Source organism: Cobetia sp. UIB-001 (assembly GCF_044789135.1).
In the GTDB taxonomy this organism is placed as follows: Bacteria; Pseudomonadota; Gammaproteobacteria; order Pseudomonadales; family Halomonadaceae; genus Cobetia; species Cobetia amphilecti.
This window is the reverse complement of record NZ_CP058244.1, coordinates 4,013,443-4,030,467: the sequence shown is the minus strand read 5'-3', so window position 1 is coordinate 4,030,467 and position 17,025 is coordinate 4,013,443. Positions and strand designations below refer to the sequence as shown.

The 17,025-nt window shown below is 57.3% G+C and carries 3 protein-coding genes and 5 rRNA genes; 7 read left to right on the top strand and 1 reads right to left on the bottom strand.

The features are described 5' to 3' along the window. Positions 1–9: 9 nt before the first annotated feature. Complete coding sequence (locus tag HA399_RS16715; protein ID WP_054556318.1) at positions 10–780, bottom strand: FCD domain-containing protein; 771 nt, start codon at positions 778–780, stop codon at positions 10–12. A gap of 426 nt (positions 781–1,206) precedes the next feature. Here HA399_RS16715 and HA399_RS16710 point away from each other — a divergent pair, with 426 nt between their 5' ends. The 7 genes from HA399_RS16710 to HA399_RS16680 all read left to right on the top strand — a co-directional run bounded on the left by HA399_RS16710 (position 1,207) and on the right by HA399_RS16680 (position 16,982). Further along, complete coding sequence (locus HA399_RS16710) at positions 1,207–2,913, top strand: L-lactate permease (RefSeq protein WP_404325542.1); 1,707 nt, start codon at positions 1,207–1,209, stop codon at positions 2,911–2,913. 62 nt (positions 2,914–2,975) lie between these two features. After that, on the top strand, positions 2,976–5,918 hold the full coding sequence (locus tag HA399_RS16705; protein ID WP_404325540.1) for an FAD-binding and (Fe-S)-binding domain-containing protein: 2,943 nt from the start codon (positions 2,976–2,978) through the stop codon (positions 5,916–5,918). Positions 5,919–6,413: 495 nt separating this feature from the next. Then, positions 6,414–7,954 (top strand): 16S ribosomal RNA (locus tag HA399_RS16700). Between the two features lie 244 nt (positions 7,955–8,198). Beyond that, a 23S ribosomal RNA gene (locus HA399_RS16695) occupies positions 8,199–11,084 on the top strand. 137 nt (positions 11,085–11,221) lie between these two features. Continuing rightward, positions 11,222–11,337 (top strand): 5S ribosomal RNA (gene rrf, locus HA399_RS16690). Between the two features lie 974 nt (positions 11,338–12,311). Beyond that, positions 12,312–13,852: ribosomal RNA gene (locus HA399_RS16685) — 16S ribosomal RNA — on the top strand. 244 nt (positions 13,853–14,096) lie between these two features. Continuing rightward, positions 14,097–16,982: ribosomal RNA gene (locus HA399_RS16680) — 23S ribosomal RNA — on the top strand. The 16S, 23S and 5S rRNA genes sit together here, the layout of an rRNA operon. Positions 16,983–17,025: the final 43 nt, after the last annotated feature.

Here is a 17,025-nt window from a genome sequence, read left to right as displayed (position 1 = left end):
GACTGAGCGTCATGAGCCATCCGGCGCCGCCTGGGCACGGCGCAAGGCGCGCTGGGCACGAGTCTCGGCACGTTCCAGTTCCAGCAGTGAATCCTCGACGAATACCAGATGCTCATGGGCGGCGTTGCGTGCATCTTCGGCGCGGCCTTCCATGATCGCCTCGAACAGGCTGCGGTGCTGCTGGATCAGGCGCGGGCGTGATTCCGGCTTCTCGAACAGGTGGCGCAGGTTGGCCACGATGCTCTTCTCCAGCAACTGGAACAGGCTGCGCATCGAGTGCAGCAGCACCACGTTGTGCGCGGCCTCGGCGATGGCGAGGTGGAAGGCGGCATCGGCACCGGCCTCGCGCTCCGGGTCACGTCCCTCGAAGCTCTTCTCCAGGTCCTCGAAGCGCTGGCGCAGCATTGCCTTGTCGGCAGGTGTGGAGCGCATGGCGGCGTAGTAGGCGCTGATGCCCTCCAGCGCATCGCGAAATTCCAGCAGGTCGAGGTTGAACTCGCCGTGGCGACCCAGCAGCGCGCTGAGCGGGTCCGACCAGGCGCGCGCCAGCTCTTCAGAGACGTAGGTGCCGCCGCCCTGGCGTGAAGTCAGCAGTCCGCGCGCGGCCAGCTTCTGGATGGCCTCCCGCACGGAGGGGCGCGAGACCTCGAACTGCTCGGCCAGGGTGCGCTCCGGTGGCAGGCGCTCGCCGGGTTTCAGGCTGCCTTCGATGATCATGCTTTCGAGGCGCTCGGTGAGTACATCGGCGATACGGGGTTGGCGGACAGGGGCGTAACGCATGGAAGTGTCCTTGCGGCAATGGTGAAAGGCGGCGCCGAGCGCTGGAATGCCGGTGCGCGGCATGCAAGAGAGGGGCGCTTGCGGCGCTGCCGATGATCAGTGTGGCCCGTGGGCATTCCACGCCACAGCCGACATTGGTCTTACCAATATGTGTGATAACCACGCCTCGCGTGGGAGACGAGTGCTATCAGAAATTGGTAAGACCAATTTTACCCAATGAGGCTGCTTTGACCAATGTCTAGATGCCTTGCACCACATGATGTTTGACCCCTTTCAATGCGACGCCTAGATTATGCCGAAGCACAGTAAGGTAAATTGGTATGACCAATTTATCGGAAGGCCTGACCCAAAGGGTGCGCCAACCCCCGAGTCCTTCACTGCCGTGCCAGACAACAATCACAACAATTCGCCTGCGGAGTTTCCGTCATGTCCGAGCCACTGCTGGCCTTGCTGGCCTTCACCCCTATCCTGCTGGCGGGCATCCTGCTCGTCGGTCTGCAATGGCCCGCGCGTCGCGCCATGCCATTGGTCTTTCTCGTCACCGCTGCCATCGGCTATTTCGTGTGGCAGATGTCGCTGACGCGCATTCTGGCCTCCACGCTGCAGGGGCTGATGGTGACCGTCTCGGTGCTGTGGATCATCTTCGGCGCCATCTTCCTGCTCAATACACTCAAGCATTCCGGGGCGATCGCGGTGATCCGCGGCGCCTTCACCACCGTCAGTCCCGACCGTCGCGTACAGGCCATTATCATCGCCTGGCTGTTCGGCAGCTTCATCGAGGGGGCTTCCGGCTTTGGTACGCCTGCGGCCATCGCGGCGCCGTTGCTGGTCGCCATCGGCTTCCCGGCGCTGGGGGCGGTGATGGTGGGCATGATGATCCAGTCGACGCCGGTATCATTCGGGGCGGTGGGCACGCCGATCGTGATCGGCGTGAATGCGGGCCTCGACAAGACCAATCTCAGTGAGCAGCTGCTGGCGAACCATTCCAGCTGGGAGGCCTTCATGCAGCTGATCACCTCGGAGGTCGCCATCGTGCATGGCATCGTCGGCCTGCTGATGCCGTTGTTCATGACCGTGATGATGACGCGCTTCTTCGGCGCGAAGAAAAGCTGGAGCGAAGGACTGTCGATTGCGCCGTTCGCGCTGTTCGCCGGCCTGTGCTTCACGCTGCCCTACGTGGCGGCGGGTATCTTCCTCGGCCCGGAATTCCCGTCACTGATCGGCGCTCTGGTCGGCTTGATCCTCGTGGTGCCAGCGGCGCGTGCCGGATTTCTACTGCCGAAAGACAGCTGGGATTTTCCGCCCGAGGCCGAGTGGCCCAAGCATTGGCTGGGTGACCTGACGCTGGAGCGTGATGATGTCGAGGCCGCGGCGGCGGGCAGAAAGCCGCTGCCTCTGTGGCTGGCGTGGTTGCCCTATGGGCTGATCGCGCTGCTGCTGGTCGCCTCACGCGTATCGAGTGACTTCAAGAGCTGGCTGGTCAGCGTGCAATTCAGTGCCACTGACCTGCTGGGTGCCAGCGGTATCTCCGGCGCGATACAGCCGCTCTATCTGCCTGGCGGCATCATGGTCTTCGTGGCCCTGATCACGCTGCTGCTGCATCGCATGGCCTCTCGCCAGCTGGTGGCGGCGGCCAGCGAATCCTGGCGCACACTGGTCGGCGCCGGCTTCGTGCTGGTGTTCACCATTCCGATGGTGCGCATCCTGATCAACTCCGGCGTCAACCTGAACGACCTGGCGTCCATGCCGGTGGTGATGGCGGACGTGGTGGCAGATAGCCTTGGTCAGGCCTACCCGTTGTTCGCCTCGGGCATCGGCGCGCTGGGCGCCTTCATCGCCGGCTCCAATACGGTTTCCAACATGATGCTGTCCCAGTTCCAGTTCAACGTCGCCGCCCAGCTCGGGCTGTCGGGAGCGCTGATGGTGGCGCTGCAGGCGGTCGGGGCCGCGGCCGGCAACATGATCGCCATCCACAACGTCGTGGCGGCCTCGGCGACCGTCGGTCTGCTGGGGCGTGAGGGTCGTACCCTGCGCATGACGGCGATTCCGACCGCCTACTATCTATTGGCCTCCGGCGTGCTGGGCATGCTGGCGTTCCACCTGGTGGGTCTGAGTGATCCGCTGCTGCCGTAAGCGTGATCCGTGTTGACTGATACCCTGAAAGACATCCTGACTGACTGATAAAGAGACTGGCCATGACCGCCGCTGCTGCCCCTGACTCCACTGCTCACCCTGCCATGGGCGGGCATCCCTCACCCCAGGCGCGTGCTGCTGCCTATGACGCCCTGCGCGAGGCGTTGGCGCAGCACATTCCCGGTGAGCGCCTGATCCATGATCCGCTGCGCACCCTGGCCTACGGCACGGATGCCAGCTTCTATCGGCTGGTGCCGCAGCTGGTGGTGCGGGTGCATGACGAGCAGGAGCTGGGGCATGTGTTGCGCGAGTGCCGGGCGCGCAAGCTGCCGGTGACCTTCCGTGCGGCGGGGACGTCGCTGTCCGGCCAGGCGCTGACGGATTCGGTGCTCATCCAGCTGGGTGGTGAGTGGCGAGGGGCGCAGGTGCTGGAGCAGGGCAGCCGTATCTGCCTGCAGCCGGGGGTGATCGGGGCGCGTGCCAATCAGCTGCTGGCCCCCTTCGGACGCAAGATCGGCCCGGACCCGGCTTCGATCAACAGCTGCATGATCGGCGGTATCGCGGCCAACAATGCGTCCGGTATGTGCTGCGGCACGGCACACAACAGTTATCGCACCGTCGAGGACCTGCGCGTCATTCTCGCCGATGGCACCTGCCTGGATACGGCGTCGCCGGAGAGCGTGCAGGCCTTTCGCGCCAGTCATGGTGGTCTGCTGGCGGAGCTGGAGCGCATGGCGGCCAGTGTGCGCGCCGACCCTGAGCTGGCCGAGCGCATCCGCCACAAGTACCGGCTCAAGAACACCACCGGCTATAGCCTCAATGCGCTGGTCGACTATGCCGATGGTCTCGAGATCCTCAAGCATCTGATGATCGGTTCGGAAGGCACGCTGGGCTTCATCGCCTCCATTACCTATCGCACCGTGATCGAGGTGCCACACAATGCGGCGGCGCTGGTGTACTACCCGAACATCGATGCGGCCTGTCGCGCCACCATGCTGCTGAAGACGGCACCGGTCGCGGCGGTGGAGCTGATGGACCGCGCGGCGTTGCGCTCCGTGGAGGACGCACCGGGCATGCCGGACGTGTTGCGCACCCTGCCGGAAGAGGCGGTCGCGCTGCTGGTGGATGTGCGGGGTGCGCATCATCAGGAGCTGGAGGCGCGCATGGCCGAGGTTGCCCGCGTGCTGGAAGGCATCGAGACCTGCGAGTCGTGGGCCTTCACCCAGGATGCGCAGCGTTATGCGCTGTACTGGAAGATCCGCAAGGGACTGTTCCCGGCGGTCGGTGCAGTGCGTGATCTGGGGACCACCGTGATCATCGAGGATGTCGCCTTCCCCATCGAGCGGCTGGCGGAAGGCGTCGGTGCACTGACGGAGGTCTTCCAGCGGCATGGTTACTCCCAGGCGATCCTGTTTGGCCATGCGCTGGAGGGCAATCTTCACTTCGTCTTCCCGCAGGGCTTCGAGCGCGAAGGCGAGGTGGCGCGCTATCAGGCGCTGATGGATGACGTCGCGCAGCTGGTGGGGCAGGAATATGGTGGCTCGCTCAAGGCCGAGCATGGCACCGGTCGCAACATGGCGCCTTATGTAGAGCTTGAGTGGGGCAAGGATGCCTATGCCCTGATGTGGCGTATCAAGGAGGCCTTCGATCCGGACAACCTGCTCAATCCGGAAGTGATCCTGACGCGCAACCCTCGCCTGCATCTGGAAAACCTCAAGCCATTGCCGGCGGCGGACCCGCTGGTGGACCGCTGCATCGAGTGCGGCTTCTGTGAGTCGGTCTGCCCGTCGAAGAACCTGAGCCTGACGCCGCGCCAGCGCATCGTCATCCGGCGGGAGATCGCACGCCTGGCTGCGCTCGAGGCACCGGATGATGCACAGCGCGACCAGCTGGCAGTGCTCAGGCGGGAATACGCCTATCAGGGCATGGAGACCTGTGCGGGCGATGGCCTGTGCGCGACCCAGTGTCCGGTCGGCATCAATACCGGTGATCTGATCCGGGGGCTGCGTCATGAGGAGAGCGCCGGTGCCGATCATCCAGGCAAGATGAAGGTGGCGCATTGGGCCGGTGAGCACTTCACACGGGTCGCCAGTGGCATGCGTGGCGTGCTCAGGCTGGCGGATGGGCTGCATGGCGCCGTCGGCACGCGCAACATGCGCCGCCTGACCCGGGCCGCTCGCAAGATGTCCGGCGACAGGGTGCAGCAATGGACTCCCAGCATGCCGGCCGCCGCTCCGCGTGATTATCTCAAGCATCTCGCACAGCCACTGGGGCGCAGTGCAGCGCCCAATGGGCATGTCGTCTACTTCCCGTCCTGCGCCACGCGTGTCTTCGGGGTCGCTGCTGATGATCGCGATCCGCGCAGTGTCACGGAGATGGCGCTGGCCTTGATGGACAAGGCAGGCTTCGAGGTCGTGTTGCCGAAAGGGGTGGAGGCGCTGTGCTGTGGCATGGCCTTCCAGTCCAAGGGGCAGTTCGAGGCGGGAGATGCCAAGGCCGCCGAGTTGGCAGCGGCGCTGGTGGAGGCGAGTGACGGCGGACGGCTGCCGATCTTCTGTGATACCAGTCCGTGCCTGGCACAGGCTCAGGCCTATGCGCGCGAGCATCTCGAGGTGTCGCTGACTCTGGTCGAGCCGGTGCAGCTGGTGCTCGACTATCTATTGCCCTATCTCTCGATCACACCGCTCAAGGCGAAAGTCGCGGTGCATGTCACCTGCTCCAGTGTCCGCATGGGGCTGGCAGAGCAATTCGTGGCGCTGGCGCGGCAGTGCGCCAGTGAAGTCGTCGTGCCGGAAGAGATCACCTGCTGCGGCTTCGCCGGCGACAAGGGCTTCAGTACACCGGAGCTCAATGCCTCGGCATTGAAGGGACTGAAGGAGGTAGTGGCCGATTGCGACTACGGGGTTTCCAATTCGCGCACCTGCGAGATAGGGCTGAGTGAGCACTCCGGGCTCAGCTATCAATCGATTCTCGGTCTGGTCGATAGAGCATCGGCACCAAGGTGATGGGAGGTGTTCGACATGCATGACACCCTGATGACAATCTCTTGAAAAAGCCCTTGCCCTCACGGCGGTTCGTGCGTAAAGTACGCATCCGCTGCCGGGGACGCATGGCGTTACCAGCGGTGAATGAGGTTTGCAGGTGATTGTTTTTCTTGATGTTTTTTGAAGTCCGCTTCGATATCATCGATTGACAATCCCGGGCGATTCGCTAGAATGCGCCGCACTCCTTACGGAACAGGTGATCGAGCAACGCTCCTCACCGCTTGATGATGCTTAGAGGCAGTCGACTGACTCATCATCAAGTGCTTGACTTCTCAAGCGTTCCGGGTAGAATATGCCTCCTCGCTTAACAGCGACGCTCTTTAAAAATTTGATCAGGTAATTCGTGTGAGCGCTTGCCGATGAGTGGTGACAAGGTCACCAAATATCGGAGCAAGCCTCTCACGAGAAGTTTGACTCTGAACCAAGTTTGGTCTGCTTAACAGACTATCAAGCTTTCAACTGAAGAGTTTGATCATGGCTCAGATTGAACGCTGGCGGCAGGCTTAACACATGCAAGTCGAGCGGAAACGATCCTAGCTTGCTAGGAGGCGTCGAGCGGCGGACGGGTGAGTAATGCATGGGAATCTGCCCGATAGTGGGGGACAACCTGGGGAAACTCAGGCTAATACCGCATACGTCCTACGGGAGAAAGCAGGGGATCTTCGGACCTTGCGCTATCGGATGAGCCCATGTCGGATTAGCTTGTTGGTGAGGTAATGGCTCACCAAGGCGACGATCCGTAGCTGGTCTGAGAGGATGATCAGCCACACTGGGACTGAGACACGGCCCAGACTCCTACGGGAGGCAGCAGTGGGGAATATTGGACAATGGGCGAAAGCCTGATCCAGCCATGCCGCGTGTGTGAAGAAGGCCTTCGGGTTGTAAAGCACTTTCAGCGAGGAAGAACGCCTTGGGACTAATACTCCCGAGGAAAGACATCACTCGCAGAAGAAGCACCGGCTAACTCCGTGCCAGCAGCCGCGGTAATACGGAGGGTGCAAGCGTTAATCGGAATTACTGGGCGTAAAGCGCGCGTAGGTGGCTAAGTCAGCCAGGTGTGAAAGCCCCGGGCTCAACCTGGGAACGGCATCTGGAACTGCTTGGCTAGAGTGCAGGAGAGGAAGGTAGAATTCCCGGTGTAGCGGTGAAATGCGTAGAGATCGGGAGGAATACCAGTGGCGAAGGCGGCCTTCTGGACTGACACTGACACTGAGGTGCGAAAGCGTGGGTAGCAAACAGGATTAGATACCCTGGTAGTCCACGCCGTAAACGATGTCAACTAGCCGTTGGGTCCCTTGAGGACTTAGTGGCGCAGCTAACGCAATAAGTTGACCGCCTGGGGAGTACGGCCGCAAGGTTAAAACTCAAATGAATTGACGGGGGCCCGCACAAGCGGTGGAGCATGTGGTTTAATTCGATGCAACGCGAAGAACCTTACCTACCCTTGACATCCAGAGGACTTTCCAGAGATGGATTGGTGCCTTCGGGAACTCTGAGACAGGTGCTGCATGGCTGTCGTCAGCTCGTGTTGTGAAATGTTGGGTTAAGTCCCGTAACGAGCGCAACCCCTATCCTTATTTGCCAGCGAGTAATGTCGGGAACTCTAAGGAGACTGCCGGTGACAAACCGGAGGAAGGTGGGGACGACGTCAAGTCATCATGGCCCTTACGGGTAGGGCTACACACGTGCTACAATGGCAAGTACAAAGGGTTGCAATACTGCGAAGTGGAGCCAATCCCATAAAGCTTGCCTCAGTCCGGATTGGAGTCTGCAACTCGACTCCATGAAGTCGGAATCGCTAGTAATCGTGGATCAGAATGCCACGGTGAATACGTTCCCGGGCCTTGTACACACCGCCCGTCACACCATGGGAGTGGACTGCACCAGAAGTGGTTAGCCTAACCTTCGGGAGGGCGATCACCACGGTGTGGTTCATGACTGGGGTGAAGTCGTAACAAGGTAGCCCTAGGGGAACCTGGGGCTGGATCACCTCCTTATCGACACTGTCTACTGCTCGCGGCAAGTGCTCACAACGAATTACCTGATCTTATTGCTGGCTTAGCCGGCAGTGGCAAGCGTGCTCATCATAGAGCGCGCTTCTCACTGTTCTCTGAACAGCCGCTCTTTAACAATGTGAATCATGCTGACGATAGATGTGTGCGCCAAGTGCATGTCTATCAAACGATATGTCGGAGAGGTCCGACAGATTCGTAATCCTTGACAGACCCCTTGGGGTTATATGGTCAAGCGATTAAGCGCATACGGTGGATGCCTTGGCAGCCAGAGGCGATGAAGGACGTGATAGCCTGCGATAAGCGTTGGCGAGGTGGCAAATACCCTGCGACCCAACGATTTCCGAATGGGGAAACCCACTCACCATCAGGTGAGTATCTATAGGCCAATACATAACCTATAGAGGCAAACCCGGGGAACTGAAACATCTAAGTACCCGGAGGAAAAGAAATCAACCGAGATTCCCCAAGTAGCGGCGAGCGAACGGGGACCAGCCCTTAAGCGTGACAACTGACAGACGAACAAGCTGGGAAGCTTGACGATACAGGGTGATAGTCCCGTAGTCGAAGTCTGAGTCACGTGAAATCGAGTAGGTCGGGGCACGAGAAACCTTGACTGAACATGGGGGGACCATCCTCCAAGGCTAAATACTCCTGGCTGACCGATAGTGAACCAGTACCGTGAGGGAAAGGCGAAAAGAACCCCGGCGAGGGGAGTGAAATAGATCCTGAAACCGTATGCGTACAAGCAGTGGGAGCACCTTCGTGGTGTGACCGCGTACCTTTTGTATAATGGGTCAGCGACTTATATTCTGTGGCGAGCTTAACCGTATAGGGGAGGCGTAGGGAAACCGAGTCTTAACTGGGCGACCAGTCGCAGGGTATAGACCCGAAACCGGGCGATCTATCCATGGCCAGGGTGAAGATTGAGTAACATCAATTGGAGGCCCGAACCCAAGTATGTTGAAAAATGCTGGGATGAGCTGTGGATCGGAGTGAAAGGCTAATCAAGCCCGGAGATAGCTGGTTCTCCTCGAAAGCTATTTAGGTAGCGCCTCACGTATCACCGCTGGGGGTAGAGCACTGTTTCGGCTAGGGGGTCATCCCGACTTACCAACCCGAGGCAAACTCCGAATACCAGTGAGTGCAGCGTGGGAGACACACAGCGGGTGCTAACGTCCGTTGTGAAAAGGGAAACAACCCAGACCGTCAGCTAAGGTCCCAAAATCCTGATTAAGTGGGAAACGATGTGGGAAGGCTCAGACAGCTAGGAGGTTGGCTTAGAAGCAGCCATCCTTTAAAGAAAGCGTAATAGCTCACTAGTCGAGTCGGCCTGCGCGGAAGATATAACGGGGCTAAATCAGGTACCGAAGCTACGGGTTCATCCTCTGGATGAGCGGTAGAGGAGCGTCGTGTAAGCCAATGAAGGTGGATTGAGAAGTCTGCTGGAGGTATCACGAGTGCGAATGCTGACATGAGTAACGATAAGGGGAGTGAAAAACTCCCCCGCCGGAAGACCAAGGTTTTCTGTTCTACGTTAATCGGAGCAGAGTGAGTCGGCCCCTAAGGCGAGGCGGAAACGCGTAGTCGATGGGAAACGGGTTAATATTCCCGTACCGGATGTGGTTGCGATGGGGGGACGAAGAAGGCTAGGTGAGCCAGGCGTTGGTTGTCCTGGTGAAAGCATGTAGGCCGAGGAATCAGGCAAATCCGGTTCCTCTGAGGTCGAGATGCGAGACGAACTGACCACGGTCAGGAAGTCATCGATGCCACGCTTCCAGGAAAAGCCTCTAAGCTTCAGATCACATGCGACCGTACCCCAAACCGACACAGGTGGTCAGGTAGAGAATACCAAGGCGCTTGAGAGAACTCGGGTGAAGGAACTAGGCAAAATGGCACCGTAACTTCGGGAGAAGGTGCACCGGTTCGAGTGAAGGACTTGCTCCGTAAGCTCTTACCGGTCGAAGATACCAGGTGGCTGCAACTGTTTATTAAAAACACAGCACTCTGCAAACGCGCAAGCGGACGTATAGGGTGTGACGCCTGCCCGGTGCCGGAAGGTTAATTGATGGGGTTAGCTCACGCGAAGCTCTTGATCGAAGCCCCGGTAAACGGCGGCCGTAACTATAACGGTCCTAAGGTAGCGAAATTCCTTGTCGGGTAAGTTCCGACCTGCACGAATGGCGTAATGATGGCCACGCTGTCTCCACCCGAGACTCAGTGAAATTGAAATCGCAGTGAAGATGCTGTGTACCCGCGGCTAGACGGAAAGACCCCGTGAACCTTTACTATAGCTTTACACTGGATGCTGATGTTGTCTGTGTAGGATAGCTGGGAGGCTTTGAAACCACGTCGCCAGATGCGGTGGAGCCAACCTTGAAATACCAGCCTGACATCATTGGCGTTCTAACTCAGGTCCGTTATCCGGATCGAGGACAGTGTATGGTGGGTAGTTTGACTGGGGCGGTCTCCTCCTAAAGAGTAACGGAGGAGCACGAAGGTACCCTCAGCACGGTTGGAAATCGTGCATTGAGTGCAAGAGCATAAGGGTGCTTGACTGCGAGACAGACACGTCGAGCAGGTACGAAAGTAGGTTCTAGTGATCCGGTGGTTCTGTATGGAAGGGCCATCGCTCAACGGATAAAAGGTACTCCGGGGATAACAGGCTGATACCGCCCAAGAGTTCACATCGACGGCGGTGTTTGGCACCTCGATGTCGGCTCATCACATCCTGGGGCTGAAGTCGGTCCCAAGGGTATGGCTGTTCGCCATTTAAAGTGGTACGCGAGCTGGGTTTAGAACGTCGTGAGACAGTTCGGTCCCTATCTGCCGTGGGCGTCGGAAGTTTGAGAAGAGCTGCTCCTAGTACGAGAGGACCGGAGTGGACGAACCTCTGGTGTTCGGGTTGTCATGCCAATGGCATTGCCCGGTAGCTACGTTCGGACGGGATAACCGCTGAAAGCATCTAAGCGGGAAGCCCCCTTCAAGATGAGACTTCCCTGAGGCCTTGCGCCTCCTGAAGGGCCCTTGAAGACTACAAGGTTGATAGGCTGGGTGTGGAAGCACAGCAATGTGTTGAGCTAACCAGTACTAATTGCCCGTGAGGCTTGACCATATAACACCCAAGGGGTTTGCGTAGGCAAACCGCCGGGATTGCGACAGGATCGAGACATATCGGTCAGCATGATTCATATTGCGAGTCGCGAGGCCAAAAGCCTCGAGACTCAGGCATCGCAAGATGCCACCGTTTCGCCTGACGACCATAGCGAGCGTGAACCACCCGATCCCATGCCGAACTCGGAAGTGAAACCGCTTAGCGCCGATGGTAGTGTGGAGTTTCTCCATGTGAGAGTAGGTCATCGTCAGGCACTTATACCGAACCGCCCCTGTAGCCTTGCTACAGGGGCGGTTCTCTTTGTGCGCAGGAAAAGCAGTGGGCGAAAGAAAAGCCGTGAGCAGAAAGACGTGCATGGAAAAGTGGTGCGAGAGAAAAGCCCTCCCAGGCTGCGCAAGAAGAAAGTCTTTGGCTCATCATCGTGCTGTGATGGTTCTGCCATTGATGGAAAATGATGTGCGCTCTTTCTTTATCCCTGGTTTTTCCAAGCTTCGCCCCTGCAGCTTTTGCTGTGGGGGCGTATTTTTGTGCGGCTAGAAGCAACTCGCATGAACCTGTCAGCGTCGGAGTTCATCAGAGGGATGCTCATTTCCATCATGTCTGGGCCGGGAGTGGCGTCATTCGGGATATTTTTTATGCGCAAGACTGGGTTTTTTGCGTGCGCCGCCAGGTGAAGAAAAGGGTGCTAAAGACGAGTCTTGTTGCCAGAGATCGGCTGGCTGGATTGCTCCAGGTGCCAGAATCAGGGGTGTGAAGGCGAAATCTGGCCTGATCTTCAAAAAGCCCTTGCCCTCACGGCGGTTCGTGCGTAAAGTACGCATCCGCTGCCGGGGACGCATGGCGTTACCAGCGGTGAACGAGGTTTGCAGGTGATTGTTTTACTTGAGGTTTTTGAAGTCCGCTTCGAATTCATCGATTGACAATCCCGGGCGATTCGCTAGAATACGCCGCACTCCTTACGGAACAGGTGATCGAGCAACGCTCCTCACCGCTTGATGATGCTTAGAGGCAGTCGACTGACTCATCATCAAGTGCTTGACTTCTCAAGCGTTCCAAGTAGAATATGCCTCCTTGCTTAACAGCGACGCTCTTTAAAAATTTGATCAGGTAATTCGTGTGAGCGCTTGCCGATGAGTGGTGACAAGGTCACCAAATATCGGAGCAAGCCTCTCACGAGAAGTTTGACTCTGAACCAAGTTTGGTCTGCTTAACAGACTATCAAGCTTTCAACTGAAGAGTTTGATCATGGCTCAGATTGAACGCTGGCGGCAGGCTTAACACATGCAAGTCGAGCGGAAACGATCCTAGCTTGCTAGGAGGCGTCGAGCGGCGGACGGGTGAGTAATGCATGGGAATCTGCCCGATAGTGGGGGACAACCTGGGGAAACTCAGGCTAATACCGCATACGTCCTACGGGAGAAAGCAGGGGATCTTCGGACCTTGCGCTATCGGATGAGCCCATGTCGGATTAGCTTGTTGGTGAGGTAATGGCTCACCAAGGCGACGATCCGTAGCTGGTCTGAGAGGATGATCAGCCACACTGGGACTGAGACACGGCCCAGACTCCTACGGGAGGCAGCAGTGGGGAATATTGGACAATGGGCGAAAGCCTGATCCAGCCATGCCGCGTGTGTGAAGAAGGCCTTCGGGTTGTAAAGCACTTTCAGCGAGGAAGAACGCCTTGGGACTAATACTCCCGAGGAAAGACATCACTCGCAGAAGAAGCACCGGCTAACTCCGTGCCAGCAGCCGCGGTAATACGGAGGGTGCAAGCGTTAATCGGAATTACTGGGCGTAAAGCGCGCGTAGGTGGCTAAGTCAGCCAGGTGTGAAAGCCCCGGGCTCAACCTGGGAACGGCATCTGGAACTGCTTGGCTAGAGTGCAGGAGAGGAAGGTAGAATTCCCGGTGTAGCGGTGAAATGCGTAGAGATCGGGAGGAATACCAGTGGCGAAGGCGGCCTTCTGGACTGACACTGACACTGAGGTGCGAAAGCGTGGGTAGCAAACAGGATTAGATACCCTGGTAGTCCACGCCGTAAACGATGTCAACTAGCCGTTGGGTCCCTTGAGGACTTAGTGGCGCAGCTAACGCAATAAGTTGACCGCCTGGGGAGTACGGCCGCAAGGTTAAAACTCAAATGAATTGACGGGGGCCCGCACAAGCGGTGGAGCATGTGGTTTAATTCGATGCAACGCGAAGAACCTTACCTACCCTTGACATCCAGAGGACTTTCCAGAGATGGATTGGTGCCTTCGGGAACTCTGAGACAGGTGCTGCATGGCTGTCGTCAGCTCGTGTTGTGAAATGTTGGGTTAAGTCCCGTAACGAGCGCAACCCCTATCCTTATTTGCCAGCGAGTAATGTCGGGAACTCTAAGGAGACTGCCGGTGACAAACCGGAGGAAGGTGGGGACGACGTCAAGTCATCATGGCCCTTACGGGTAGGGCTACACACGTGCTACAATGGCAAGTACAAAGGGTTGCAATACTGCGAAGTGGAGCCAATCCCATAAAGCTTGCCTCAGTCCGGATTGGAGTCTGCAACTCGACTCCATGAAGTCGGAATCGCTAGTAATCGTGGATCAGAATGCCACGGTGAATACGTTCCCGGGCCTTGTACACACCGCCCGTCACACCATGGGAGTGGACTGCACCAGAAGTGGTTAGCCTAACCTTCGGGAGGGCGATCACCACGGTGTGGTTCATGACTGGGGTGAAGTCGTAACAAGGTAGCCCTAGGGGAACCTGGGGCTGGATCACCTCCTTATCGACACTGTCTACTGCTCGCGGCAAGTGCTCACAACGAATTACCTGATCTTATTGCTGGCTTAGCCGGCAGTGGCAAGCGTGCTCATCATAGAGCGCGCTTCTCACTGTTCTCTGAACAGCCGCTCTTTAACAATGTGAATCATGCTGACGATAGATGTGTGCGCCAAGTGCATGTCTATCAAACGATATGTCGGAGAGGTCCGACAGATTCGTAATCCTTGACAGACCCCTTGGGGTTATATGGTCAAGCGATTAAGCGCATACGGTGGATGCCTTGGCAGCCAGAGGCGATGAAGGACGTGATAGCCTGCGATAAGCGTTGGCGAGGTGGCAAATACCCTGCGACCCAACGATTTCCGAATGGGGAAACCCACTCACCATCAGGTGAGTATCTATAGGCCAATACATAACCTATAGAGGCAAACCCGGGGAACTGAAACATCTAAGTACCCGGAGGAAAAGAAATCAACCGAGATTCCCCAAGTAGCGGCGAGCGAACGGGGACCAGCCCTTAAGCGTGACAACTGACAGACGAACAAGCTGGGAAGCTTGACGATACAGGGTGATAGTCCCGTAGTCGAAGTCTGAGTCACGTGAAATCGAGTAGGTCGGGGCACGAGAAACCTTGACTGAACATGGGGGGACCATCCTCCAAGGCTAAATACTCCTGGCTGACCGATAGTGAACCAGTACCGTGAGGGAAAGGCGAAAAGAACCCCGGCGAGGGGAGTGAAATAGATCCTGAAACCGTATGCGTACAAGCAGTGGGAGCACCTTCGTGGTGTGACCGCGTACCTTTTGTATAATGGGTCAGCGACTTATATTCTGTGGCGAGCTTAACCGTATAGGGGAGGCGTAGGGAAACCGAGTCTTAACTGGGCGACCAGTCGCAGGGTATAGACCCGAAACCGGGCGATCTATCCATGGCCAGGGTGAAGATTGAGTAACATCAATTGGAGGCCCGAACCCAAGTATGTTGAAAAATGCTGGGATGAGCTGTGGATCGGAGTGAAAGGCTAATCAAGCCCGGAGATAGCTGGTTCTCCTCGAAAGCTATTTAGGTAGCGCCTCACGTATCACCGCTGGGGGTAGAGCACTGTTTCGGCTAGGGGGTCATCCCGACTTACCAACCCGAGGCAAACTCCGAATACCAGTGAGTGCAGCGTGGGAGACACACAGCGGGTGCTAACGTCCGTTGTGAAAAGGGAAACAACCCAGACCGTCAGCTAAGGTCCCAAAATCCTGATTAAGTGGGAAACGATGTGGGAAGGCTCAGACAGCTAGGAGGTTGGCTTAGAAGCAGCCATCCTTTAAAGAAAGCGTAATAGCTCACTAGTCGAGTCGGCCTGCGCGGAAGATATAACGGGGCTAAATCAGGTACCGAAGCTACGGGTTCATCCTCTGGATGAGCGGTAGAGGAGCGTCGTGTAAGCCAATGAAGGTGGATTGAGAAGTCTGCTGGAGGTATCACGAGTGCGAATGCTGACATGAGTAACGATAAGGGGAGTGAAAAACTCCCCCGCCGGAAGACCAAGGTTTTCTGTTCTACGTTAATCGGAGCAGAGTGAGTCGGCCCCTAAGGCGAGGCGGAAACGCGTAGTCGATGGGAAACGGGTTAATATTCCCGTACCGGATGTGGTTGCGATGGGGGGACGAAGAAGGCTAGGTGAGCCAGGCGTTGGTTGTCCTGGTGAAAGCATGTAGGCCGAGGAATCAGGCAAATCCGGTTCCTCTGAGGTCGAGATGCGAGACGAACTGACCACGGTCAGGAAGTCATCGATGCCACGCTTCCAGGAAAAGCCTCTAAGCTTCAGATCACATGCGACCGTACCCCAAACCGACACAGGTGGTCAGGTAGAGAATACCAAGGCGCTTGAGAGAACTCGGGTGAAGGAACTAGGCAAAATGGCACCGTAACTTCGGGAGAAGGTGCACCGGTTCGAGTGAAGGACTTGCTCCGTAAGCTCTTACCGGTCGAAGATACCAGGTGGCTGCAACTGTTTATTAAAAACACAGCACTCTGCAAACGCGCAAGCGGACGTATAGGGTGTGACGCCTGCCCGGTGCCGGAAGGTTAATTGATGGGGTTAGCTCACGCGAAGCTCTTGATCGAAGCCCCGGTAAACGGCGGCCGTAACTATAACGGTCCTAAGGTAGCGAAATTCCTTGTCGGGTAAGTTCCGACCTGCACGAATGGCGTAATGATGGCCACGCTGTCTCCACCCGAGACTCAGTGAAATTGAAATCGCAGTGAAGATGCTGTGTACCCGCGGCTAGACGGAAAGACCCCGTGAACCTTTACTATAGCTTTACACTGGATGCTGATGTTGTCTGTGTAGGATAGCTGGGAGGCTTTGAAACCACGTCGCCAGATGCGGTGGAGCCAACCTTGAAATACCAGCCTGACATCATTGGCGTTCTAACTCAGGTCCGTTATCCGGATCGAGGACAGTGTATGGTGGGTAGTTTGACTGGGGCGGTCTCCTCCTAAAGAGTAACGGAGGAGCACGAAGGTACCCTCAGCACGGTTGGAAATCGTGCATTGAGTGCAAGAGCATAAGGGTGCTTGACTGCGAGACAGACACGTCGAGCAGGTACGAAAGTAGGTTCTAGTGATCCGGTGGTTCTGTATGGAAGGGCCATCGCTCAACGGATAAAAGGTACTCCGGGGATAACAGGCTGATACCGCCCAAGAGTTCACATCGACGGCGGTGTTTGGCACCTCGATGTCGGCTCATCACATCCTGGGGCTGAAGTCGGTCCCAAGGGTATGGCTGTTCGCCATTTAAAGTGGTACGCGAGCTGGGTTTAGAACGTCGTGAGACAGTTCGGTCCCTATCTGCCGTGGGCGTCGGAAGTTTGAGAAGAGCTGCTCCTAGTACGAGAGGACCGGAGTGGACGAACCTCTGGTGTTCGGGTTGTCATGCCAATGGCATTGCCCGGTAGCTACGTTCGGACGGGATAACCGCTGAAAGCATCTAAGCGGGAAGCCCCCTTCAAGATGAGACTTCCCTGAGGCCTTGCGCCTCCTGAAGGGCCCTTGAAGACTACAAGGTTGATAGGCTGGGTGTGGAAGCACAGCAATGTGTTGAGCTAACCAGTACTAATTGCCCGTGAGGCTTGACCATATAACACCCAAGGGGTTTGCTAAGGCAAACGCCGGGATTGCGA